Source organism: Marinobacter sp. AN1 (genome assembly GCF_026013985.1).
GTDB classification, from domain to species: Bacteria; Pseudomonadota; Gammaproteobacteria; order Pseudomonadales; family Oleiphilaceae; genus Marinobacter; species Marinobacter segnicrescens.
The window spans coordinates 3,301,800-3,320,531 of record NZ_CP110342.1 but is presented as its reverse complement, the minus strand read 5'-3'; the positions used below and the strand labels follow the sequence as shown (position 1 = coordinate 3,320,531).

Below are 18,732 nucleotides of genomic sequence, written 5' to 3'. Positions count from 1 at the left end.
TCCGCTCCTTAAACCGACGTCAGCCCACGCCGCTCAAGCAAGCGCAGGATCAGTGACAGTGACAGGGTGATCATCAGGTACAGGATCGCCACCACGAAGTAGACCTCGAATGCGGTAAAGGTATTGGCGATGTAAACCTGACCCTGACGTACCAGTTCGCCAACGCCGATCACCGAGAACAGCGAAGTGTCCTTGATGGAGACGATGGCCTGGTTGCCCAGGGGCGGAATCATGCGGCGGAAGGCCTGTGGCCAGACGATGGACCAGAAGGTCTGGGTGCGGGACAGGCCGAGGGAAAGGCCGGCCTCGGTCTGGCCCTTGTCGATGGACTGTACGCCACCGCGAACCACTTCCGAGATATAGGCGCCAGAGTTCAGCGCAATGGCGGCAATACCGGCTGTCAGCGGGTCAATTGGGCCACCAACCAGGTCCGGCAGACCGTAGAAGATGAACAGTACCTGCACCAGGATGGGCGTGCCCCGGAAAACCTCGATATAGGCGGTAGCGGGCCAGCGCAGGAACCAGTGTTTGTTGATGCTCAGCAAGCCGAAAATAATGCCGAGTACAAAGCCGATGGCCAGGCCACCGAAGGAAATCAGCAGGGTGTAGGGAATGCCCTTGAGCAGGAAGGGTATGGAATGGATGGCTGCCTGCCAGTCGAACTGGAACTGAAACTCCACGTTCTGTTTCTCCGTTCAGTCCAATGAAAAGCGCCGGAGCACACGAGCTCCGGCGCGGGTTGCAGTGATAGCGAAGACTTACTTGTCTTCCGGCAGTTCACCAAACCATTTCTTGTAGATCTCGTCGTAGGTGCCGTCTTCTTTCATGGATGCAATGGCGTCGTTGACTTCATCCACCCACTCGCTGCCTTTTTTCAGGGCAATGCCGTACTGCTGGCCTTCGTACAGCGGTCCAACGGTCTTGACCCGGCCTTCACCCTTGGTCTGGGCAAAGTAGCCAACATTGGGGGCATCATAGAAAACAGCGTCGATAGAACGGCTCATCAGGGCCATGTACATGTCGGAGCTGCCGGGATAGGGGGTAACGCCATCGTTATCCTCCAACTCACGGGTCAGGAAGTCATAGCTGGTGCTGCCGATCTTGGTGCCCACCTTCTGGCCTTCCAGGTCTTCGATGGCTGTCACTGAGTCATTGTCTGCACGTACCAGGATGCGCAGGCCGGAATCGTAGTAGGGATCGGAGAAGTCGACGATTTCCTTGCGCTCTTCCGTGATCGTAATGCCGGCAATGGCAATGTCTACGTTGCCGGTCTGCAGGGCAGGGATGATGCCGTTAAAGTCCATGGTCTGCAGGTCATAGTCGAACCCGGCCCGCTCAGCGACTTCAGCAATGACCTCCATATCGAAACCGATCATCTCGCCGGTTTCCTGGTCCATCATCTCGAAGGGAACGAAGCTCGGGTCGGTGACCACTTTCAGGGTTTCAGCGGAGGCGAGGGAGGTTGTCAGCGACAGCGCAGCAGCCACGCCAAGGGGTTTCATCCAGTTGGTTTTCATGGGATCTCCTTTCAGATTAGGGACATACCTGTATCAGGATAGACCATGTAATTGGGCTTTGCAGGTACCTTTGACCAAAGGAGGGCGGGAAAGGGGAGGGAAGGGCGGCCGTCCGGTCGCCCTTCTGAAGGACAGGAGCCTCAGAACGAAATCTTGTCCCGGTTGGCCAGGCCCAGGTTGTTCCAGATGTTCAGGCTGGCCTCGGCCTGGTTGAGGGTATAGAAGTGCAGGCCTGGGGCTCCCTCGGCGAGCAGGCGCTCACACATCCGGGTGACCACTTCTTCGCCGAACTTCCTGATGTTGTCTGAATCATCGCCGTAGGCTTCCAGCTGCTTGCGGATCCAGCGGGGGATTTCCGCGCCACACATATCCGAGAAGCGCACCAGGCTGGAGAAGTTGACGATGGGCATGATGCCCGGCACCACCGGGATGGTGATGTTCATCTTTTCCAGCCGGTCGATGAAATAGAAGTAGCTGTCCGCATTGAAGAAGTACTGGGTAATGGCGCTGTTGGCGCCAGCTTCCACCTTGCGGGCGAAGTTCTTCAGGTCTTCCTCGGCATTGCGGGCCTGGGGGTGGAACTCCGGGTAGGCGGCCACTTCCAGGTTGAAGGTGTCACCGCTGTGCTCGCGGATGAAGGCTACCAGTTCGTTGGCGTAGCGCAGCTCGCCGGAGGCACCCATGCCCGAAGGCAGGTCGCCCCGCAGGGCGACGATGCGGTTGACGCCGCTTTCCCGGTAGATATCCAGCAGCTCGGCAATGCTCTCCCGGGTACCCCCCACGCAGGACAGGTGGGGAGCGGTGGAGATGCCCTGGCTGTGCAGGTTCAGCACCGTTTCAATGGTGCGATCCCGGGTTGAACCGCCGGCGCCGAAGGTGACGGAGAAAAAGTCCGGGTGTACTTCCGCCAGGCGGTCGCGCACGGTTTGGAGCTTTTCCCGGCCCTGGTCCGTCTTGGGCGGGAAAAACTCGAAACTGAAGCGTCGTTTGAATTGCTTCTGGGATTCCATGTCTGTTTCCAATCAGTACTTGTAGCTTTCCGGCTTGTAGGGGCCTTCCACGGGCACGCCGATGTATTTCGCCTGCTCCGGGGTCATCCTGGTAATCACGCCACCGAAGCCTTCCACCATGGCGCGGGCCACTTCCTCGTCCAGCTTCTTGGGCAGGACCTGCACGTAGACGTTGGCCGGCTTGTCGCCCGCGGGCAGGTCGGCAAACTTCTTCTCGAACAGGTGCATCTGGGCCAGTACCTGGTTGGCGAAGGAGCCGTCCATGATCCGAGAGGGGTGACCGGTGGCATTGCCCAGGTTCACCAGGCGGCCTTCGGACAGCAGGATCAGGTGGTCATTGCTGGCCTTGTCGCGGTAAACCACGTGTACCTGCGGCTTGACCTCGTCCCACTCCCAGTTCTTACGCATGTAGGCGGTGTCGATTTCGTTGTCGAAGTGGCCGATGTTGCACACCACGGCGCCGCTCTTGAGGGCCTTGAGCATGTTGGCATCGCACACGTTCATATTGCCGGAGGTGGTTACCAGCAGGTCGGTGTTGCCCAGCAGGTCCCGGTTGATGCTGTCTTCGGAGCCGGTGTTCTCACCATTGATGTACGGGGACACCACTTCAAAGCCGTCCATGCAGGCCTGCATGGCGCAGATAGGATCGGCCTCGGTGACCTTGACGATCATGCCTTCCTGGCGCAGTGAAGCCGCGGAGCCCTTGCCCACGTCACCGTAACCGATGACCAGCGCTTTCTTGCCGGCCAGCAGGTGGTCGGTGGCGCGTTTGATGGCATCGTTGAGGCTGTGACGGCAACCGTACTTGTTGTCGTTCTTGGACTTGGTGACCGCGTCGTTAACGTTGATGGCGGGTACCTTGAGGGTGCCTTCCCGCAACATTTCCTGCAGGCGGTGCACGCCGGTGGTGGTTTCTTCGGTAACGCCGTGGCACTTCTCCAGGACTTCCGGGTACTTGTCGTGGAGCAGGGCGGTGAGGTCGCCGCCGTCGTCCAGGATCAGGTTGGGCTCCCAGCCCGCTACGTCGGCGCCGACGGTGCGTTCGAGGCACCACTCATACTCTTCCTCGGTTTCGCCCTTCCAGGCGAACACGGGGATGCCCCGGGCTGCGATGGCGGCAGCGGCCTGGTCCTGGGTGGAGAAGATGTTGCAGGAAGACCAGCGTACATCGGCGCCCAGTTCGATCAGGGTCTCGATGAGCACAGCGGTCTGGATGGTCATGTGGATGCAGCCCATGATGTTGGCGCCTTTCAGCGGCTGCTCACCCTTGTACTTGTTGCGCAGGGCCATCAGCGCGGGCATTTCGCCCTCGGCGATGTTGATTTCCTTGCGCCCCCAGTCGGCCAGGGTAATATCGCGGACTTTGTAGTCGTCGAAGCTGTTCAGTTGTTCAGCCGGAGTGCTCATGGTGTTCTCCTGTCTGTGTCTTGTTCGGCGACGGCTTCGTGGTGCCGTCGTCGTGCAAATTGAGTTAGGTGGCCCGGAGTTATCGGCGAGCATTCCCTCTCTCCAACGAGGGAGAGGGCCAGGGTGAGGGGGCGCCTGCAGGGCGCTGTAATTAGAACGACGGAGCTGGATTCTCCACCCTCACCCCAACCCTCTCCCTTCAAGGGAGAGGGAGCTGGCGTCCACTCCTTATTACCTTTAGCGAGGCATCAAATACCCGCCGCGTCCTTCAGTGCCGCCGCACGGTCGGTTTTCTCCCAGGGGAACGCAGTAAACGTCTTGCCCCCAACCGTCATCTCGTAGGCTTCACGGCCAAAGTGCCCGTAGGCGGCGGTCTGCTGGTACATGGGGTGCAGCAGGTCCAGCATGTTGGTGATGGCGTAGGGGCGCAGGTCGAAGTGTTCCCTGACCAGCTGGACGATCTTGTCGTCGCTGATCTTGCCGGTGCCGAAGGTGTTCAGGGAGATAGAAGTGGGCTGCGCCACGCCGATGGCGTAGGACACCTGGATCTCGCACTTTTCGGCCAGGCCGGCGGCGACGATGTTCTTGGCCACGTAACGGCCGGCGTAGGCCGCGGAACGGTCCACCTTGGACGGGTCCTTGCCGGAGAAGGCGCCGCCACCGTGGCGGGCCATGCCGCCATAGGTGTCAACGATGATTTTGCGACCGGTGAGGCCGCAGTCGCCAACCGGGCCACCAATGACGAACTTGCCAGTGGGGTTGATGTGGAACTGGGTGTCCTTGTGCAGCAGTTCTGCGGGCAGGGTGTGCTTGACGATCAGTTCCATCACCGCCTCTTTCAGGTCGGCCTGGGTGACGTCTGGATCATGCTGGGTGGACAGTACTACCGCGTCGATGCCCACTACCTTGCCGTCTTCATAGCGGCAGGTCACCTGGCTCTTGGCGTCCGGGCGCAGCCAGGGCAGCAGGCCGCTCTTGCGGGCCTCGGCCTGGCGCTGGACCAGACGATGGGAGAAGGTGATCGGCGCCGGCATCAATACGTCGGTTTCATTGCTGGCGAAGCCGAACATCAGACCCTGGTCACCGGCACCCTGGTCTTCCGGTTTCTGCCGGTCTACACCCTGGGCGATGTCGACCGACTGCTTGCCGATGATGTTGATGACGCCGCAGGTATCACCGTCGTAGCCCACATCGGAGGAGGTGTAGCCGATGTCCTTGATGACGCCACGGACCAGGTCTTCCAGGTCGACCCAGGCGCTGGTGGTGATTTCACCGCCAACAATGGCCACGCCGGTCTTGACCATGGTTTCACAGGCTACGCGGGCGTGGGGGTCGTCTTTCAGGATGGCGTCCAGTACGGCATCGGAGATCTGGTCGGCCAGTTTGTCCGGATGGCCTTCGGAGACCGACTCGGAAGTAAAGATGCTGTAGTCAGACATAGCACAGGCTCCTCTTGAGCTGGCGGGCGGTTTACTGCCCTGTTTTCAGTGTGATGTTCGCTTTGCTTGGCTGTTAACCAATACGGTTCAGATTGGCAACGGATTTTATATCAAAGAATTTTGATATTCATTGCTGTGTTTGGCTTTCCGGCTTGCGGAATTCCCGTACCTGTACCTGGAAGCCATTACGCAGGCCAATAAACAGGGTTTCACCGGTCTCCAGTCCTGCATCGCCGGCCCAGACGTTCAGTTCCTCCGGCTCGAAACCCAGCCACAGGTCGCCGCAGTTTTCCCGCGCCCAGTCCTGGTCATGCCGACGCAGGTCGCTGATCACCAGGTAACCGCCGGGCGACATCAGTTCGCTGGCCTCCAGGAAGATATCCGCCGGGCTGGGCACGTGGTGTAGCACCATGTTGGCCACCACCAGGTCGAAGCGCTCGTTCTTCGGGAGCAGGGTGGCGGTGGTGCCCTCAATCAGCTCCACGTTATCCAGCTTTTCGTCGGCGCAGGTCTGCTGCGCCTTGCGCAGCATGTCGGCAGAGTTATCCACCGCCACCACTCGCAGACAGATACCTGCCAGTACCGGCAGGAAGGCGCCCTCCCCGGGGCCGATTTCCAGGGCCGTTTGCCATTCATGCTGGGCGGCCCGGGCGCGGATCAGGTCTGCGGTGGGTTCCGCGTACAGGTCAAAGGCGGCAATCAGTTCCTGCTGTTCCCGGAACTGGTCTGCATGGCGGGCGAAGAACGCCTGGGACTGGTCCGCGCGCTGGCTGCGGATGTCTTCGATCTTTTCCTGCAGGTGGCCGGCCACCGGTATCCGGTCGATAGTACTGAATACCTGTTGTGCCGCAGAGTCGACGACACCGACCTGGCCCGGAGCCAGGTGCAGCGGTCGGCGATAGAAGATGGCGTTGCCTTCCCGCTGGGGTTCGATCAGCCCGGCCTTGTGCAGCACTTTCAGGTGGTGGCTCATGCCGGACTGGCGGACGTCGAACAGCTGGCTCAGTTCCAGCACTCCAAACGTGTCCCGCCGCAGCACCCGCAGAATTTCCAGGCGCAAGGGATCACCGCAAGCCTTGTAGAGCGGGGCGAGGGCATCGAGGCCAACTGGCAGGGCGGGTGCTTTCATACTGGTCATGGCGGCAAGTCTAGTGGCTGGTTGCGGATTGGGCAATATCTATATCAAAAAATTGATATAGTTTTGGTGGTGGGTTGGCCGGGTTCGGTAATCCCTGCCTTTGTAGCTGCCACGCCGATTTGCCCCGATGGCCACTAATCGGCGAAAATACGCGCCTTCTTTTTTCGTTCGATTATGTTTCCTGACAAATACTGGAGAAACGTCAATGCCGTCCCGTAACGATCTCGCCAACGCCATTCGCGCGCTGAGCATGGATGCGGTTCAGAAAGCCAAGTCCGGCCACCCGGGTGCGCCCATGGGTATGGCGGATATCGCCGAGGTGCTGTGGAATGATTACCTCAGCCACAACCCGGCCAACCCCCAGTGGGCCAACCGTGACCGCTTTGTGCTGTCCAACGGGCATGGCTCCATGCTGCAGTATTCCCTGCTGCACCTGAGCGGGTACGACGTTTCCATTGACGACATCAAGAACTTCCGTCAGCTGCACTCCAAGACGCCTGGTCATCCGGAATACGGCTACACTCCGGGTGTTGAAACCACTACCGGTCCACTGGGGCAGGGTATTGCCAACGCCGTTGGCTTTGCCATTGCGGAAAAGGCCCTGGGTGCCCAGTTCAACCGCCCCGGCCACGACATCGTTGACCACTACACCTACGCGTTCCTGGGCGATGGCTGCCTGATGGAAGGTATCTCCCACGAGGTAGCCTCGCTGGCGAGTACCCTGGGCCTGGGCAAGCTGATCTTCTTCTACGACGATAACGGCATTTCCATTGACGGCGAAGTGGACGGCTGGTTCACCGACGATACTCCTAAGCGCTTTGAATCCTACGGCTGGCAGGTCATCCCGGCGGTGGACGGCCATGATGCCAACGCCATCCGCTCCGCCATCGAAAGCGCCCGCGCAAACACCGACCAGCCTACGCTGATCTGCTGCAAGACCATCATCGGCTTCGGCTCGCCCAACAAGCAGGGCACCGAAAGCTGCCACGGCGCACCGCTGGGCGACGACGAGATCCAGCTGACCCGCGAAAAACTGGGTTGGAACCATGGTCCGTTCGAAGTTCCCGCGGACATCTACGCCGCCTGGAACGCCCGGGAGAAAGGCGCTGCCGCCGAACAGACCTGGAACGAGGCCTTCGCTGCCTATGAGCAGGCCGAGCCTGAGCTGGCCGCCGAGTTCAAGCGCCGTATGAACGGTGACCTGCCGGCAGACTTTGCGGAAAAGGCGGACGCCTACATCCGCGAGTGTCAGGATAAGGGCGAAACCGTTGCCAGCCGCAAGGCCTCCCAGAACACCCTGAACGCCTACGGCCCGTTGCTGCCCGAACTGCTGGGCGGTTCCGCTGACCTGGCCGGCTCCAACCTGACTATCTGGAGCGACAGCAAGGGCCTGACCAAAGATGATGCTTCCGGTAACTACATCTATTACGGTGTGCGGGAGTTCGGCATGGCGGCCATCATGAACGGCATTGCCCTGCACGGTGGTTTCGTGCCCTATGGCGCCACCTTCCTGATCTTCATGGAGTACTGCCGGAACGCAGTGCGTATGGCTGCACTGATGAAGCAGCGCTCCATCTACGTGTTCACCCACGACTCCATCGGCCTGGGTGAAGACGGCCCGACCCACCAGCCCATCGAACAGCTGGCCAGCCTGCGCACCACCCCTAACATGAACACCTGGCGCCCGGCGGATGCGGTTGAATCCGCGGTGGCCTGGAAAGCCGCCCTCCAGCGCAAGGACGGACCTTCTGCCCTGGTCTTCTCACGCCAGGGCCTGCCGCATCAGGAGCGTGACGACAAGCAGTTGGCAGACGTAGCCAAGGGCGGTTACGTCCTTTCTGACGACGGAGGCACCCCGGACCTGATCCTGATCGCCACCGGCTCTGAAGTGGGCCTGGCCCAGGATGCTGCTGGCGCCCTGCGGGAGAAAGGCCACAAGGTCAGGGTGGTTTCCATGCCGTCCACAGAGGTATTTGATGCCCAGAGCGCCCAGTACAAGCAGAAGGTGCTGCCGCTGGATGTGACCAACCGCATTGCCATTGAAGCTGCCATTGAAGACTACTGGTACAAGTATGTGGGCCTGGACGGCCGGGTGATTGGTATGAGCACCTTCGGTGAGTCCGCCCCGGCTGGTGAGCTGTTCCGGGAATTCGGTTTCACCGTCGATAACATCGTCGATACCGCCCTTGAGCTGCTGGATAACTGATGAGCAACGAAGCCCCTGCACGCATTGCCATTAACGGCTATGGCCGCATCGGTCAGTGCGTGCTGCGGGCGCTCTATGAAAATGGCTACCGTGACCGGTTGCAGGTAGTCGCCATCAACGAACTGGCGGACCTGGACACCATTGCCCACCTGACCCGCTATGACTCCACCCACGGACGCTTTCGTGGTGACGTGCAGGCACAGGGTGACCACCTGGTTGTAAACGGCGACGCCATCCGGGTGCTGAGAAGTGCCGAACCCGATGACCTGCCATGGGATGAGCTGAACGTGGACCTGGTTCTGGAGTGTTCCGGCTCGTTCAGTGATCGCGCCACGGCTGAGCGGCACCTGGCAGCGGGCGCCCGTCGACTGCTTTTCTCCCAGCCGGCGGAGCCGGATGTGGATCGCACGGTGGTTTTCGGTGTGAATGACACCAGCCTGGAAGCCGCAGACCGCATCGTGTCGGCGGCCTCCTGCACCACCAACTGCCTGGTGCCGGTGATAAAGGTGCTGGACGAAGCGTTGGGAGTGGAGCAGGGCAGTACCACCACCATCCATGCGGCCATGAACGACCAGCCGGTTATCGACGCCTACCACCACCAGGACCTGCGCCGTACCCGCAGCGCCCTGCACAATATCGTGCCGGTGGACACGGGCCTGTCCCGGGGTATCGAGCGGCTGTTACCGGCAATGAAAGACCGGTTCAGTTCCGTGGCCATGAGGGTGCCCACGTTGAATGTCTCTGCCATCGATATGGTGGTGAACGTGCGCCGTGAAACCTCCGTTGAAGAGGTGAACCGCCTGCTGGCGGATGCCTCGAGAAATGGCCTTAAGGGCGTATTGGGCTATACCGACGAACTGCTGGCCAGCTCCGATTTCAACCACGATGCCCACTCCGGCATCGTCGATGGCGGCCAGACCCGGGTCACCGGCGGGCGAATGGTAAAGGTGCTGTGCTGGTTTGATAACGAATGGGGCTTTGCCAACCGGATGCTGGATGTAGCCCGGTGCTGGTTGGGTAAAAACGATTAATTGGCCACGGAACCCACGCCCGCTCGCCCTGAGCTTGTCGAAGGGCCGTGGATTCCGTGGCAAAAAAGCATTCGAACTCTCAGGAAAATGGAACTGCGATTATGGCCATCAAGAAAATGACTGACCTGAACCTCGCGGGCAAGCGGGTTCTGATTCGTGAAGATCTGAACGTGCCGGTAAAGGACGGCAAGGTCAGCAGCGACGCTCGTATCCGTGCCTCATTGCCCACCATCAAGGCGGCGCGGGATGCCGGAGCGAAAGTCATGCTGATGTCCCACCTGGGCCGTCCGGAAGAAGGCGTTTACGACGAGGCCTCCTCCATGAAGCCGGTGGCCGAGCACCTGACCGGAATGCTGGGTCAGGAAGTTCGCCTGGTCAAGGACTACCTGGACGGTGTCGAGGTAGCCGACGGCGAAGTGGTGCTGTTCGAAAACGTCCGCTTCAATAAAGGTGAGAAAAAAGACAACGAGGCGCTGGCGAAGCAATATGCCGCCCTGTGTGATGTTTACGTAATGGACGCCTTCGGCACCGCCCACCGGGCCCAGGCCTCAACCCACGGTGTCGCCAGGTTCGCCCCGGAAGCCTGCGCGGGCCCGCTGCTGGCTGCGGAGCTGGACGCTTTGGGCAAGGCCCTGGACAACCCGGCCAAGCCGGTGGTCGCCATCGTTGGCGGCTCCAAGGTGTCCACCAAGCTGGATGTGCTGAACGCCCTGGAAAAGGTGTGCGACCAGATCATCGTGGGCGGCGGTATCGCCAACACCTTCCTGGCGGCCGCCGGGCACCCTGTCGGCAAGTCACTGTGTGAGCATGACCTGATCGACACCGCCAAGGACATTGCCTCCCGGGTGGAAATTCCGCTGCCGGTCGATGTTGTGGTGGCTCCGGAGTTTTCCGAAAATGCCACCGCGACGGTGAAGAACATTTCCGACGTGGCCGAGGACGATATGATCCTCGACGTCGGCCCTGAAACCGCCGGCGAATTCGCCCAGTTGCTCAAGAATGCAAAGACCATTCTGTGGAATGGCCCGGTCGGCGTATTCGAATTCGATCAGTTTGGTAATGGCACCAAGGCCCTGGCCCATGCTATTGCTGAGAGCGACGCGTTCTCGCTGGCCGGCGGTGGTGATACCGTGGCGGCGGTTGACAAGTATGGCGTAGCTGACAAGATTTCGTATATCTCCACCGGCGGCGGTGCCTTCCTGGAGTTCGTGGAAGGCAAGACGTTGCCTGCAGTAGCGGTACTGGAAGAGCGCGGCGCCTGATACATAGGTGCGGGAGCCTGGGGGCGGTGAAACTTTCCGGGACACGCCCGTGAATACGTCCCTGTAGGGCTCGACTGCAGCCATCCCTGGCTGCAGACGGTCCCGGAAAGTTCCCCCACCCCCAGTCTCGCTGACCATTGCGGATGACCTAAAAGACACAGACCTATCAAGGAGAAAACACATGGCCCTGATTTCGATGCGGCAACTTCTGGATCATGCCGCCGAGCATGGTTACGGTGTGCCCGCTTTTAACGTGAACAACCTGGAACAGATGCGAGCCATCATGGAAGCGGCGGACAAGACCGACTCCCCGGTGATTGTCCAGGCCTCTGCCGGTGCCCGCAAATACGCCGGTGCCCCCTTCCTGCGCCACCTGATCCTGGCGGCAGTGGAAGAGTTTCCCCACATTCCGGTGGTTATGCACCAGGACCATGGCACCAGCCCGGCGGTGTGCCAGCGCTCCATCCAGCTCGGCTTCAGCTCGGTGATGATGGACGGCTCCCTGGGTGAAGACGGCAAGACCCCCACCGACTATGAATACAACGTGGATGTCACCCGGCGTACCGTGGACATGGCCCACGCCTGTGGCGTGTCCGTTGAAGGTGAGCTGGGCTGCCTCGGCTCCCTGGAAACCGGCATGGCCGGCGAGGAAGACGGTATCGGCGCCGAAGGCAAGCTGGACCACGACAAGCTGCTGACCGATCCGGAAGAAGCCGCTGACTTCGTCAAGAAGACCCACGTGGATGCCCTGGCTATCGCCATCGGCACCAGCCACGGCGCCTACAAGTTTACCCGCCCGCCCACCGGCGACATCCTGGCCATTGAGCGGATCAAGGAAATCCACGCCCGCATCCCGGACACCCACCTGGTCATGCATGGCTCCAGTTCCGTGCCCCAGGAATGGCTGGAGATCATCAACCAGTACGGTGGTGAGATCCCGGAAACCTATGGGGTTCCTGTCGAGGAAATCGTCGAGGGCATCAAGCACGGCGTTCGCAAGGTGAATATCGACACTGACCTGCGCCTGGCCAGCACCGGCGCGGTCCGTCGCTTCCTGGCCGAGAACAAGGCCGAGTTTGACCCGCGCAAGTTCCTCAAGGAAACCATGAAGGCGATGACCGAGGTCTGCGTGGCCCGTTATGAAGCCTTTGGCACCGCCGGTAATGCGAGCAAGATCAAGCCGATCAACCTGGAAAGGATGTTCGAGCGTTACGAGGCTGGCGAGCTGGACCCGAAGGTCAAGTAAGTCCTGCGCACCAGTCGCTCAGTCCACCTGGAATGTCAGGGTGCTGAGTACTTCCGCCGGCGGTGGATTCATTGCTGCCGCCGTGCGGAACTGACTGATAGCCTCATGATCTCCATGGATGGCGTTAACGAACGTCGGGCGGATGCTCTGGTAGTAGAGCGTTGCCTCGACGGATAACGGCAACTCGGCACCTGCCGGCAAAGCCAGTCGGTAACCCACCGTATCAGACCCCGACCCGCCCGTATTGAAGTTGCCATCCCCCTCAACCCCGGCAGGCTGTGCGTACGCGGGGGCTCCTTCGTTTACAAATCCCGCTGGCGGAATGCGGTTGTCTTTCAGGGCGTCGGACGCGTACAGGAGTATGTGGGTTATATCGCCGGTGGTGGTTTCCAGGACGGTTTCGTATGTCCCGTCCTGAAATACGTTGTCATCTGGAGATGCACAGATGGACAACATCACTCCCACCCGCAAGAAGCGCACGCAGCGTGATTACAACCTCGGCTTTAAATTAGCGGTTGTTGATCAGGTCGAAAAAGGCGAGCTCACCTACAAACAGGCGCAAAAGACCTACGGTATCCAGGGTCGCAGTACGGTTCTCACGTGGCTTCGGAAGCATGGTAAATTGGACTGGTCCTTGCCCAGGAGCTCGCCCATGAACCGATCCCAGGAAACGCCCGAGCAGAAGATAAAGCGACTGGAAAAAGAGCTGGAAGATGAGCGTCTTCGCAACCTCCTGCTCAATGAAATGGTCGATATCATGGATCGGGATTACGGAGCCGGCCTGCGAAAAAAGTATTTATCCAAGGAGCGCGCACGCTGCAAGCAAAAGGCAAAGTGAGCCTGAGCAAAAGCTGTTCGCTCTTTGGAGTATCACGCCAGGGGATTTATCAACGTCTTCAGCGGCGGAGAATGCGTCAGATTCAACTGGAGCCGGTTAAAGCTCTTGTGCAGCAGATTCGAAAACGATTGCCACGATTAGGAACACGCAAGCTGTATTATCTGCTGCACGAAGAATTTCAAGCCCTTGGCATCAAGCTTGGCCGAGATGGTTTGTTTGATTACCTTCGTCAGCACCAGTTACTGGTCCGCCCGAAGAAAAACTATACGAAAACAACCAACAGCCGCCATTGGATGAGGAAGCATCCTAACCTGCTGGCAGGATGTGAGCTGCATCGCCCGGAGCAGGTCTTCGTGAGCGATATCACCTACGTTGAAACAGGTGAGGGGGTGCATTATCTATCCCTGATTACGGATGCCTTCTCACGCAAGATCGTGGGCCATAACCTCAGCCATGAAATGAAAGCTTCCGATACCGTGGCCGCGTTGAACCAGGCAGTCCGTCACCGTATGACCGATCAGCCCCTCATACATCATTCGGATCGAGGCCTCCAATATTGCTCTTCTCTGTACCAAAGCGTGCTACGGAAACATCAGATTCGGCCATCGATGACCGATGGGTATGATTGCTACCAGAACGCTCTTGCTGAACGGATCAACGGCATCCTCAAGCAAGAGTTTCTTATCAACCGATGTCGAACCTTTGCCGAGTTGGGTGTACTGATCAAGGAGTCCATTGCTGCCTATAATACCTACAGGCCACACCTCAGTCTCGGCATGAAAACGCCCCAAGAGGTGCATGAAAAAGCCAGCAACCCTAGGCCGCTGGCTTCAACAAAAACCGTCAACGTATATTAGGACGGGTCAGCTGGCGGGCAGGCTCCCGGCGATGACAGCATGCCGGGCTGACTTGTAATTTCGGGATTCGCGTCAAATATAGTTAGTTAGAGATTTTTTTACGATAAGGCGTGAGGAAAATCAATGGACTTCAAGGACTACTACGCCGTACTCGGTGTGAGCGAGTCGGCCTCTCCCGAAGAGATCAAGAAGGCCTACCGCAAGTTGGCGCGGAAGTATCACCCGGATGTCAGCAAGGAAGAAGACGCTGATGCAAAGTTCAAGGACGTGGGTGAGGCCTACGAGGTTCTCAAGGACCCGGAGAAGCGGGCCGAATACGACCAGTTGCGCAAGTATGGCGCCCGGGGTGATGGTTCCTTCGAGCCACCACCTGGCTGGCAGAGCGCGTCCGGATTTGGCGGTGGCGGTTATACCGAGGCCGATGCCAGCCAGTTCAGTGACTTCTTCGAGGAAATCTTCGGTGGAGGACGGCGCGCCGGCGGCTTCAGCGGAGCAGGGTTTGGCGGTTTCCGCCAGGATACCCGCAGCCGGGGGGAAGACGTGCATGCCCGCCTGGCGCTGTTCCTGGAGGAGGCCTACCATGGTTGTGAGAAGCAGGTTCAGTTTACCGTCCATGAGGTGGACGACCACGGACGCATCGTCGCCAGGCCAAAAACCCTGAAGGTGAAGATTCCCGCCGGCATGCGGGATGGCCAGCATATTCGCCTGAAAGGCCAGGGCGCTCCCGGTATCGGTGGTGGTGACAATGGCGACCTGTTTATTGAAGTGGAGCTGGCACCCCACCCGATGTTCACCGTGGAGGGGCGGGACCTGTTGCTGACCGTGCCGATCGCACCCTGGGAGGCCGCGCTGGGCGCCAGCGTTACCGTGCCGGTCGTGGGGGGTAAGGTCAACCTGAAGGTTCCCAAAGGCTCCAACAGCGGTCGCAAACTGCGGCTTAAGGGCAAGGGTCTGCCCGGGAAGCATCCGGGTGACCAGATCGTGGTGCTGCAGGTGGTGATGCCGGAGCAGCACAGCGAAGAAGCCGAGAAACTCTACCAGCAACTGGCGGAAGCCGAACAGCATTTCAATCCGCGCAGCAAACTGCATGTGTGAGAGGGGGACAGGATGACAACCAGGGATACCATCATCACCGTAGAGCTGGATGACCCGGCAGGCACCTTCACTCTGCGGGAGATCTGTGAGCGCGGGGAATGCCACGCGGAATTTGTGATCAAGCTGGTGAGCTACGGGGTCATTTCACCCGTGAACGACACACCGGACACGGGCGACTGGGCCTTTGACCTGCAGGCACTGGCACGGTTACGCAAAGCCCAGCGCCTGCAGCGGGACCTGAAAATCAACCTGCCGGGCCTGGCCATGTCCCTTGACCTGCTGGACGAAGTCCGCGACATGCGCAGGGAAGTGGATCGGCTGAACCGCCTGCTGGCGCATTTTATCGCCGACTGACATCACCTCCGCTAAATGGCAGGGGCGACCGGGCGGTTGCCCCTTGCCTCCTGGCAGCGCCTCCCTGACTGTTGAATCACCCCTGCTTCTTTTCCAGCGCCTGGATCTGGGCATAGAGGGCTTCGGCCTCTTCCATCAGGTTCGAGTGCGTCCGCAAATCCCCGTTTCGTTGTGCGTGCAGTGCCTTTTCGAGCTTGTCGTTATAGGTTTTCTGCAGTTTTTTCTTTGGATCGCCCTTCAGAAATCCCAACATTTTTCCGTTCCATTTTTGCCGTGTGTTCAGGTTTTTACGTGGCCTGGCCCGTGAGGTTCACAAAAACTTCACCGTTGCCTACTGGACTTTTCATTAATTGGGATTAAAATCCCAAAATATTAATTGGGAAAAAAGTCCCAAAAACGGAGCAAGCGTCACCGCACCGGACAGTCCAGACCGATGAGAACGGTCAAGCACGCAATGGAGAGAGCAATGAAACGCAACAAACTGACAGTCGCAGTAAAAGCCCTGCTGATCGGAACCGTCGCCGGCTCCCTGGTGGCCTGTGGAGGAGGTGGTAGCTCCAGTTCCGACTCCGGCGATACCACCAGCGAAACCAGTGCCACTGCCAGCGGCACCAGCGTGGGGCCGGTTTCCGGCTTTGGCAGCGTCTACGTCAACGGCACCTACTTCAATACCGATGACCTTGGCGGCAGCATCACCAGTGATGACGGGCTCAGCCGTGAAGCCGAGCTGGAAAAGGGCATGATCCTGCAGGTGAAGGCCGACTGGGATGACGACCGTAATGAAGGCCGGGCCCGCAGTGTGGAATACGACGACACCCTTCGTGGTGCCCTGACCGCGTTCAGCTGGGATGAGGTCGAGAACACCGGCTCGCTGACGGTGGCTGGTCAGACCGTCCTGCTGGATGGGCGCACCGTGATCAAGGCTGGCGATGATCTGGCGACCGTGGCCGGTGCGCCTGGCAGCTACCGGGTGCGGGTGAGTGCCTGGCGTCAGGGGGATGGCAGCTTCCTGGCAAGCTTTGTCGGCATTCGGCCGGTGGCGGAGCGGTTTATAGACGATGACGATCGTGAGACAGAAATCGAGGGGCTGATTGCGGACCTGGACCGGGACGCCCAGACGTTTACCATCAACGGTCTGGTGGTGAACTATGGCCTGGCCGAGTTCGATGACGACCTCGATAGCGCCGAAGACCTTCGTGATGGCCTGGTGGTGGAAGTTGAGGGCTACCTTGATAACGGCGTACTTATGGCCCGGGAGATTGAAGGCGAAGACGATTGGTTCGATGACGACGATGATGTGGAGATCTCCGGTGCCATTGCCGGTGATTACGACACCAGCGCCCGCCGGTTTATTCTCAACGGCGTGACTGTCCAGGTGGACAGCGATACCGAGTTTGATGACGGGCTGCGCGAGGACCAGTTGTCCGATGGCCTGTTCGTGAAGGTCGAGGGTGAGTATCGCGGCGGCCTGCTTTACGCGGAGGAGATTGAGCCCCAGGACGGCGACGCGGAGCTGGAAGGCGTGATCGACTCGGTCAACCTTGCGGAGAACCGTATGCAGGTATCCGGTGTGACGGTGGCCATTTCCATCAACACCCTCATTGAGGACGATGATGATGACGATGCCCGCAGCCGCACACAGGACCTGGAGTCGCTGGCGCAGGGCCAGTATGTGGAAATCGAGGGGCGCCAGCGCTCTGACAGTTCCGGCAGCTACCTGGAAGCCTTCAAGATCGAGCGTGAAGACGACGATGACGATGACTTCGAAGTGGAGGGCCGGGTGGATGAGACCACCAGTGATACGCTCAGTATCATGGGCCTGACCCTGAATCGGGGCGACGTCAGTTTCAGCGGCATTTCTGCCGGAAGCCGGGTCGAGATTGAGTTTAACGGCTCGCCGGGCAGTTACGTAATCACTGCCATCGAGCTCGAAGACGACGACGATGACAGTGATGATTGATGGCATTGGATAATTGAGGGGCCTTTCACGGCCCCTCGCTGGTACTACCCCCTTATCTGGGAATACAATCCCAAGCCATGTCAGATCATACTCCCGGGCCACTTCACAGCGCCCTCTATCGAATCCTCCGGCCCCTGGTCCGTCTGCTGCTCCGCAATGGGGTGCCTTTCGGTGACTTTGCCGAGCTCGCGCGGAGAGCCTATATCGAGACCGCACTGAAGGATTTTCCGGAGCGAGGCCGGAAGATGACTGATTCGCGGGCGGCTGTGCTTACCGGTCTTACGCGCAAGGAGGTCAAGCGTCAGCGTGAGATTCTCTCTGGCCAGCCCCTCGAGCCCCGTCAGAATCGCCAGGGAAACCGGGCATCCCGGGTGGTTGCGGGCTGGGTGCATGACCCCCGTTTCCAGGATGCGGTTGGCCACCCTGCAGTGCTCACCCTGGATGGTAGCGCCGGCTTCGCCGAGCTGGTTCGCCTTTACAGTGGTGACATGACTCCCAGGGCCGTACTGGACGAACTTCTGCGGGTCGGTGTTGTGGCCTGGAAGGCGGAGGAGGGCGGAATGGTTGAACTCCGCAAGCGGGCCTATGTGCCAGCCGGTGATGATAGTGAGATGCTCCATATCTTTGGCGAGGACGTATCTGACCTTGTTGCCACCATTGATTACAACCTGGTGAGCGCCCGCCAGGGTCGGCAGCCCCTGTTTCAGCGAACACTGACCTACGACAATATCCCGGCGGAGGTCATTCAGGAGTGGCGGACACTGGCGGGTCGTCAGTCCCAGCAGTTGCTGGAGCAACTGGACGGCTGGTTGGGACCAAGGGACCAGGATGTCAGCCGAAACGGGGAAAAAACGCCGCTAGAGCCGTCCGTACAGGCATCAGTGTCTTCTACTTTGAAGATCCGATTCAGGGCGGTCCGGACGAGGGGATAACGGAATGAACATGGTTTCGGCACTGGGGCGTGAGGTATCAACCCGCTGGCAGATTACCGGCCTGGTACAGGCGCTGGTTTCACGGAGCGCCTGTAACGTTATTGCAACCTGGCTTCGCGACGATCGCTTCCTTGATGCGGGCGGTGAGCCCTCCATGCTGCTCATCAGCGGCGATGATGGTCCGAAGTTCGAAGAGTTGGTGCATGGTGTAGACGTTCAGCTGGATGTTGACGATGTCCTGTCCGAACTCACCAAGCTGGGTCTGGTGGAGAAGGTTCACACCGGCCGGGTGATGCTTCGGCGTAGCGCCTATTGCCCCGCCAGCGCCGGCTCCATTGAACGCGCCCGTTCTGAACGGGCGCCCAGGGCATGCTGTTTCGTCGTTACACCGATGTTGACCCTGAGAAATAAATAGCCAGAGACAAGAGAAACAAGAAGGA

Annotated in this window: 18 protein-coding genes; 10 read left to right on the top strand and 8 right to left on the bottom strand. The window is 59.6% G+C overall.

Features of this window, described 5'->3' with window-relative positions; genetic code table 11:
• Positions 1-8: 8 nt before the first annotated feature.
• The 6 genes from LJ360_RS15245 to LJ360_RS15220 all read right to left on the bottom strand — a co-directional run bounded on the left by LJ360_RS15245 (position 9) and on the right by LJ360_RS15220 (position 6,511).
• The gene (locus LJ360_RS15245) at positions 9-680 is read right to left on the bottom strand and encodes an amino acid ABC transporter permease (RefSeq protein WP_091849973.1); all 672 of its coding nucleotides are present in this window, start codon (positions 678-680) and stop codon (positions 9-11) included.
• A gap of 78 nt (positions 681-758) precedes the next feature.
• Positions 759-1,517, bottom strand: a complete 759-nt coding sequence (locus tag LJ360_RS15240) for a transporter substrate-binding domain-containing protein (protein WP_091849971.1) — start codon at positions 1,515-1,517, stop codon at positions 759-761.
• Positions 1,518-1,657: 140 nt separating this feature from the next.
• Complete coding sequence (metF, locus tag LJ360_RS15235) at positions 1,658-2,527, bottom strand: methylenetetrahydrofolate reductase [NAD(P)H] (RefSeq protein ID WP_091850193.1); 870 nt, start codon at positions 2,525-2,527, stop codon at positions 1,658-1,660.
• 12 nt (positions 2,528-2,539) lie between these two features.
• Entirely contained in the window at positions 2,540-3,934 is a 1,395-nt protein-coding gene (gene ahcY, locus LJ360_RS15230) for an adenosylhomocysteinase (protein WP_091849969.1), read from the bottom strand.
• A 248-nt stretch (positions 3,935-4,182) separates the two neighbouring features.
• Positions 4,183-5,373: a methionine adenosyltransferase gene (gene metK / locus LJ360_RS15225; protein WP_091849967.1), complete on the bottom strand. Its 1,191-nt coding sequence runs from the start codon at positions 5,371-5,373 to the stop codon at positions 4,183-4,185.
• 127 nt (positions 5,374-5,500) lie between these two features.
• The gene (locus tag LJ360_RS15220; protein WP_091849965.1) at positions 5,501-6,511 is read right to left on the bottom strand and encodes an ArsR/SmtB family transcription factor; all 1,011 of its coding nucleotides are present in this window, start codon (positions 6,509-6,511) and stop codon (positions 5,501-5,503) included.
• A 205-nt stretch (positions 6,512-6,716) separates the two neighbouring features.
• On the opposite strand from LJ360_RS15220, the gene tkt reads away from it, so the two are divergent.
• The 4 genes from tkt (at position 6,717) to fba (ending at position 12,256) form a co-directional block, all read left to right on the top strand.
• Positions 6,717-8,717, top strand: coding sequence for a transketolase (gene tkt, locus LJ360_RS15215; RefSeq protein WP_091849962.1), 2,001 nt, complete (start codon positions 6,717-6,719; stop codon positions 8,715-8,717).
• Positions 8,717-9,748: a type I glyceraldehyde-3-phosphate dehydrogenase gene (gene gap / locus LJ360_RS15210; protein ID WP_091849960.1), complete on the top strand. Its 1,032-nt coding sequence runs from the start codon at positions 8,717-8,719 to the stop codon at positions 9,746-9,748. Before tkt ends, gap begins: the two co-directional genes overlap by 1 nt.
• A 101-nt stretch (positions 9,749-9,849) precedes the next feature.
• Entirely contained in the window at positions 9,850-11,010 is a 1,161-nt protein-coding gene (locus LJ360_RS15205) for a phosphoglycerate kinase (RefSeq protein WP_091849957.1), read from the top strand.
• Positions 11,011-11,191: 181 nt separating this feature from the next.
• Positions 11,192-12,256 carry a class II fructose-bisphosphate aldolase gene (fba, locus tag LJ360_RS15200; RefSeq protein ID WP_264994427.1) on the top strand — a complete coding sequence of 355 codons (1,065 nt, stop codon included), beginning with the start codon at positions 11,192-11,194 and terminating at the stop codon, positions 12,254-12,256.
• An 18-nt stretch (positions 12,257-12,274) separates the two neighbouring features.
• On the opposite strand, the gene LJ360_RS15195 is transcribed toward fba, so the two are convergent.
• Positions 12,275-12,712 (bottom strand): hypothetical protein, encoded by a 438-nt coding sequence (locus tag LJ360_RS15195; RefSeq protein WP_264994426.1) that lies wholly within the window; start codon positions 12,710-12,712, stop codon positions 12,275-12,277.
• Here LJ360_RS15195 and LJ360_RS15190 point away from each other — a divergent pair.
• The 3 genes from LJ360_RS15190 to LJ360_RS15180 all read left to right on the top strand — a co-directional run bounded on the left by LJ360_RS15190 (position 12,702) and on the right by LJ360_RS15180 (position 15,400).
• Positions 12,702-13,951 (top strand): IS3 family transposase gene (locus LJ360_RS15190; RefSeq protein WP_413774371.1). Its coding sequence is split into 2 segments (ribosomal slippage): positions 12,702-13,061 and positions 13,064-13,951, totalling 1,248 coding nucleotides; the frame shifts between segments, so codons are not numbered across the junction. The two genes, LJ360_RS15195 and LJ360_RS15190, sit on opposite strands and share 11 nt — an antisense overlap.
• A gap of 123 nt (positions 13,952-14,074) precedes the next feature.
• Entirely contained in the window at positions 14,075-15,046 is a 972-nt protein-coding gene (locus LJ360_RS15185) for a DnaJ C-terminal domain-containing protein (RefSeq protein ID WP_091849953.1), read from the top strand.
• Positions 15,047-15,058: 12 nt separating this feature from the next.
• Positions 15,059-15,400 (top strand): chaperone modulator CbpM, encoded by a 342-nt coding sequence (locus LJ360_RS15180; protein WP_091849951.1) that lies wholly within the window; start codon positions 15,059-15,061, stop codon positions 15,398-15,400.
• Between the two features lie 76 nt (positions 15,401-15,476).
• Here the strand turns inward: LJ360_RS15180 and LJ360_RS15175 are convergent, their stop codons facing one another.
• Positions 15,477-15,653, bottom strand: a complete 177-nt coding sequence (locus LJ360_RS15175) for a DUF6435 family protein (RefSeq protein ID WP_143066580.1) — start codon at positions 15,651-15,653, stop codon at positions 15,477-15,479.
• Positions 15,654-15,866: 213 nt separating this feature from the next.
• Between LJ360_RS15175 and LJ360_RS15170 the strand changes: the two genes are divergently transcribed.
• The 3 genes from LJ360_RS15170 (at position 15,867) to LJ360_RS15160 (ending at position 18,707) form a co-directional block, all read left to right on the top strand.
• Positions 15,867-17,360: a DUF5666 domain-containing protein gene (locus LJ360_RS15170; protein WP_091849949.1), complete on the top strand. Its 1,494-nt coding sequence runs from the start codon at positions 15,867-15,869 to the stop codon at positions 17,358-17,360.
• A 77-nt stretch (positions 17,361-17,437) separates the two neighbouring features.
• On the top strand, positions 17,438-18,292 hold the full coding sequence (locus LJ360_RS15165) for a DUF6502 family protein (protein WP_264994424.1): 855 nt from the start codon (positions 17,438-17,440) through the stop codon (positions 18,290-18,292).
• 4 nt (positions 18,293-18,296) lie between these two features.
• A complete protein-coding gene (locus tag LJ360_RS15160; RefSeq protein ID WP_264994423.1) occupies positions 18,297-18,707 on the top strand; it encodes a DUF6502 family protein in 411 nt (136 codons plus the stop codon).
• The last annotated feature ends 25 nt before the right edge of the window (positions 18,708-18,732 follow it).

Excerpts from the sequence above, each read along its gene's own strand:
- LJ360_RS15240 (WP_091849971.1), bottom strand. The coding sequence starts at position 1,517 with ATGAAAACCAACTGGATGAAACCCCTTGGCGTGGCTGCTGCGCTGTCG.
- metF (WP_091850193.1), bottom strand. The coding sequence starts at position 2,527 with ATGGAATCCCAGAAGCAATTCAAACGACGCTTCAGTTTCGAGTTTTTC.
- ahcY (WP_091849969.1), bottom strand. The coding sequence starts at position 3,934 with ATGAGCACTCCGGCTGAACAACTGAACAGCTTCGACGACTACAAAGTC.
- metK (WP_091849967.1), bottom strand. The coding sequence starts at position 5,373 with ATGTCTGACTACAGCATCTTTACTTCCGAGTCGGTCTCCGAAGGCCAT.
- LJ360_RS15220 (WP_091849965.1), bottom strand. The coding sequence starts at position 6,511 with ATGACCAGTATGAAAGCACCCGCCCTGCCAGTTGGCCTCGATGCCCTC.
- tkt (WP_091849962.1), top strand. The coding sequence starts at position 6,717 with ATGCCGTCCCGTAACGATCTCGCCAACGCCATTCGCGCGCTGAGCATG.
- gap (WP_091849960.1), top strand. The coding sequence starts at position 8,717 with ATGAGCAACGAAGCCCCTGCACGCATTGCCATTAACGGCTATGGCCGC.
- LJ360_RS15205 (WP_091849957.1), top strand. The coding sequence starts at position 9,850 with ATGGCCATCAAGAAAATGACTGACCTGAACCTCGCGGGCAAGCGGGTT.
- fba (WP_264994427.1), top strand. The coding sequence starts at position 11,192 with ATGGCCCTGATTTCGATGCGGCAACTTCTGGATCATGCCGCCGAGCAT.
- LJ360_RS15195 (WP_264994426.1), bottom strand. The coding sequence starts at position 12,712 with ATGTTGTCCATCTGTGCATCTCCAGATGACAACGTATTTCAGGACGGG.
- LJ360_RS15185 (WP_091849953.1), top strand. The coding sequence starts at position 14,075 with ATGGACTTCAAGGACTACTACGCCGTACTCGGTGTGAGCGAGTCGGCC.
- LJ360_RS15180 (WP_091849951.1), top strand. The coding sequence starts at position 15,059 with ATGACAACCAGGGATACCATCATCACCGTAGAGCTGGATGACCCGGCA.
- LJ360_RS15175 (WP_143066580.1), bottom strand. The coding sequence starts at position 15,653 with ATGTTGGGATTTCTGAAGGGCGATCCAAAGAAAAAACTGCAGAAAACC.
- LJ360_RS15170 (WP_091849949.1), top strand. The coding sequence starts at position 15,867 with ATGAAACGCAACAAACTGACAGTCGCAGTAAAAGCCCTGCTGATCGGA.
- LJ360_RS15165 (WP_264994424.1), top strand. The coding sequence starts at position 17,438 with ATGTCAGATCATACTCCCGGGCCACTTCACAGCGCCCTCTATCGAATC.
- LJ360_RS15160 (WP_264994423.1), top strand. The coding sequence starts at position 18,297 with ATGAACATGGTTTCGGCACTGGGGCGTGAGGTATCAACCCGCTGGCAG.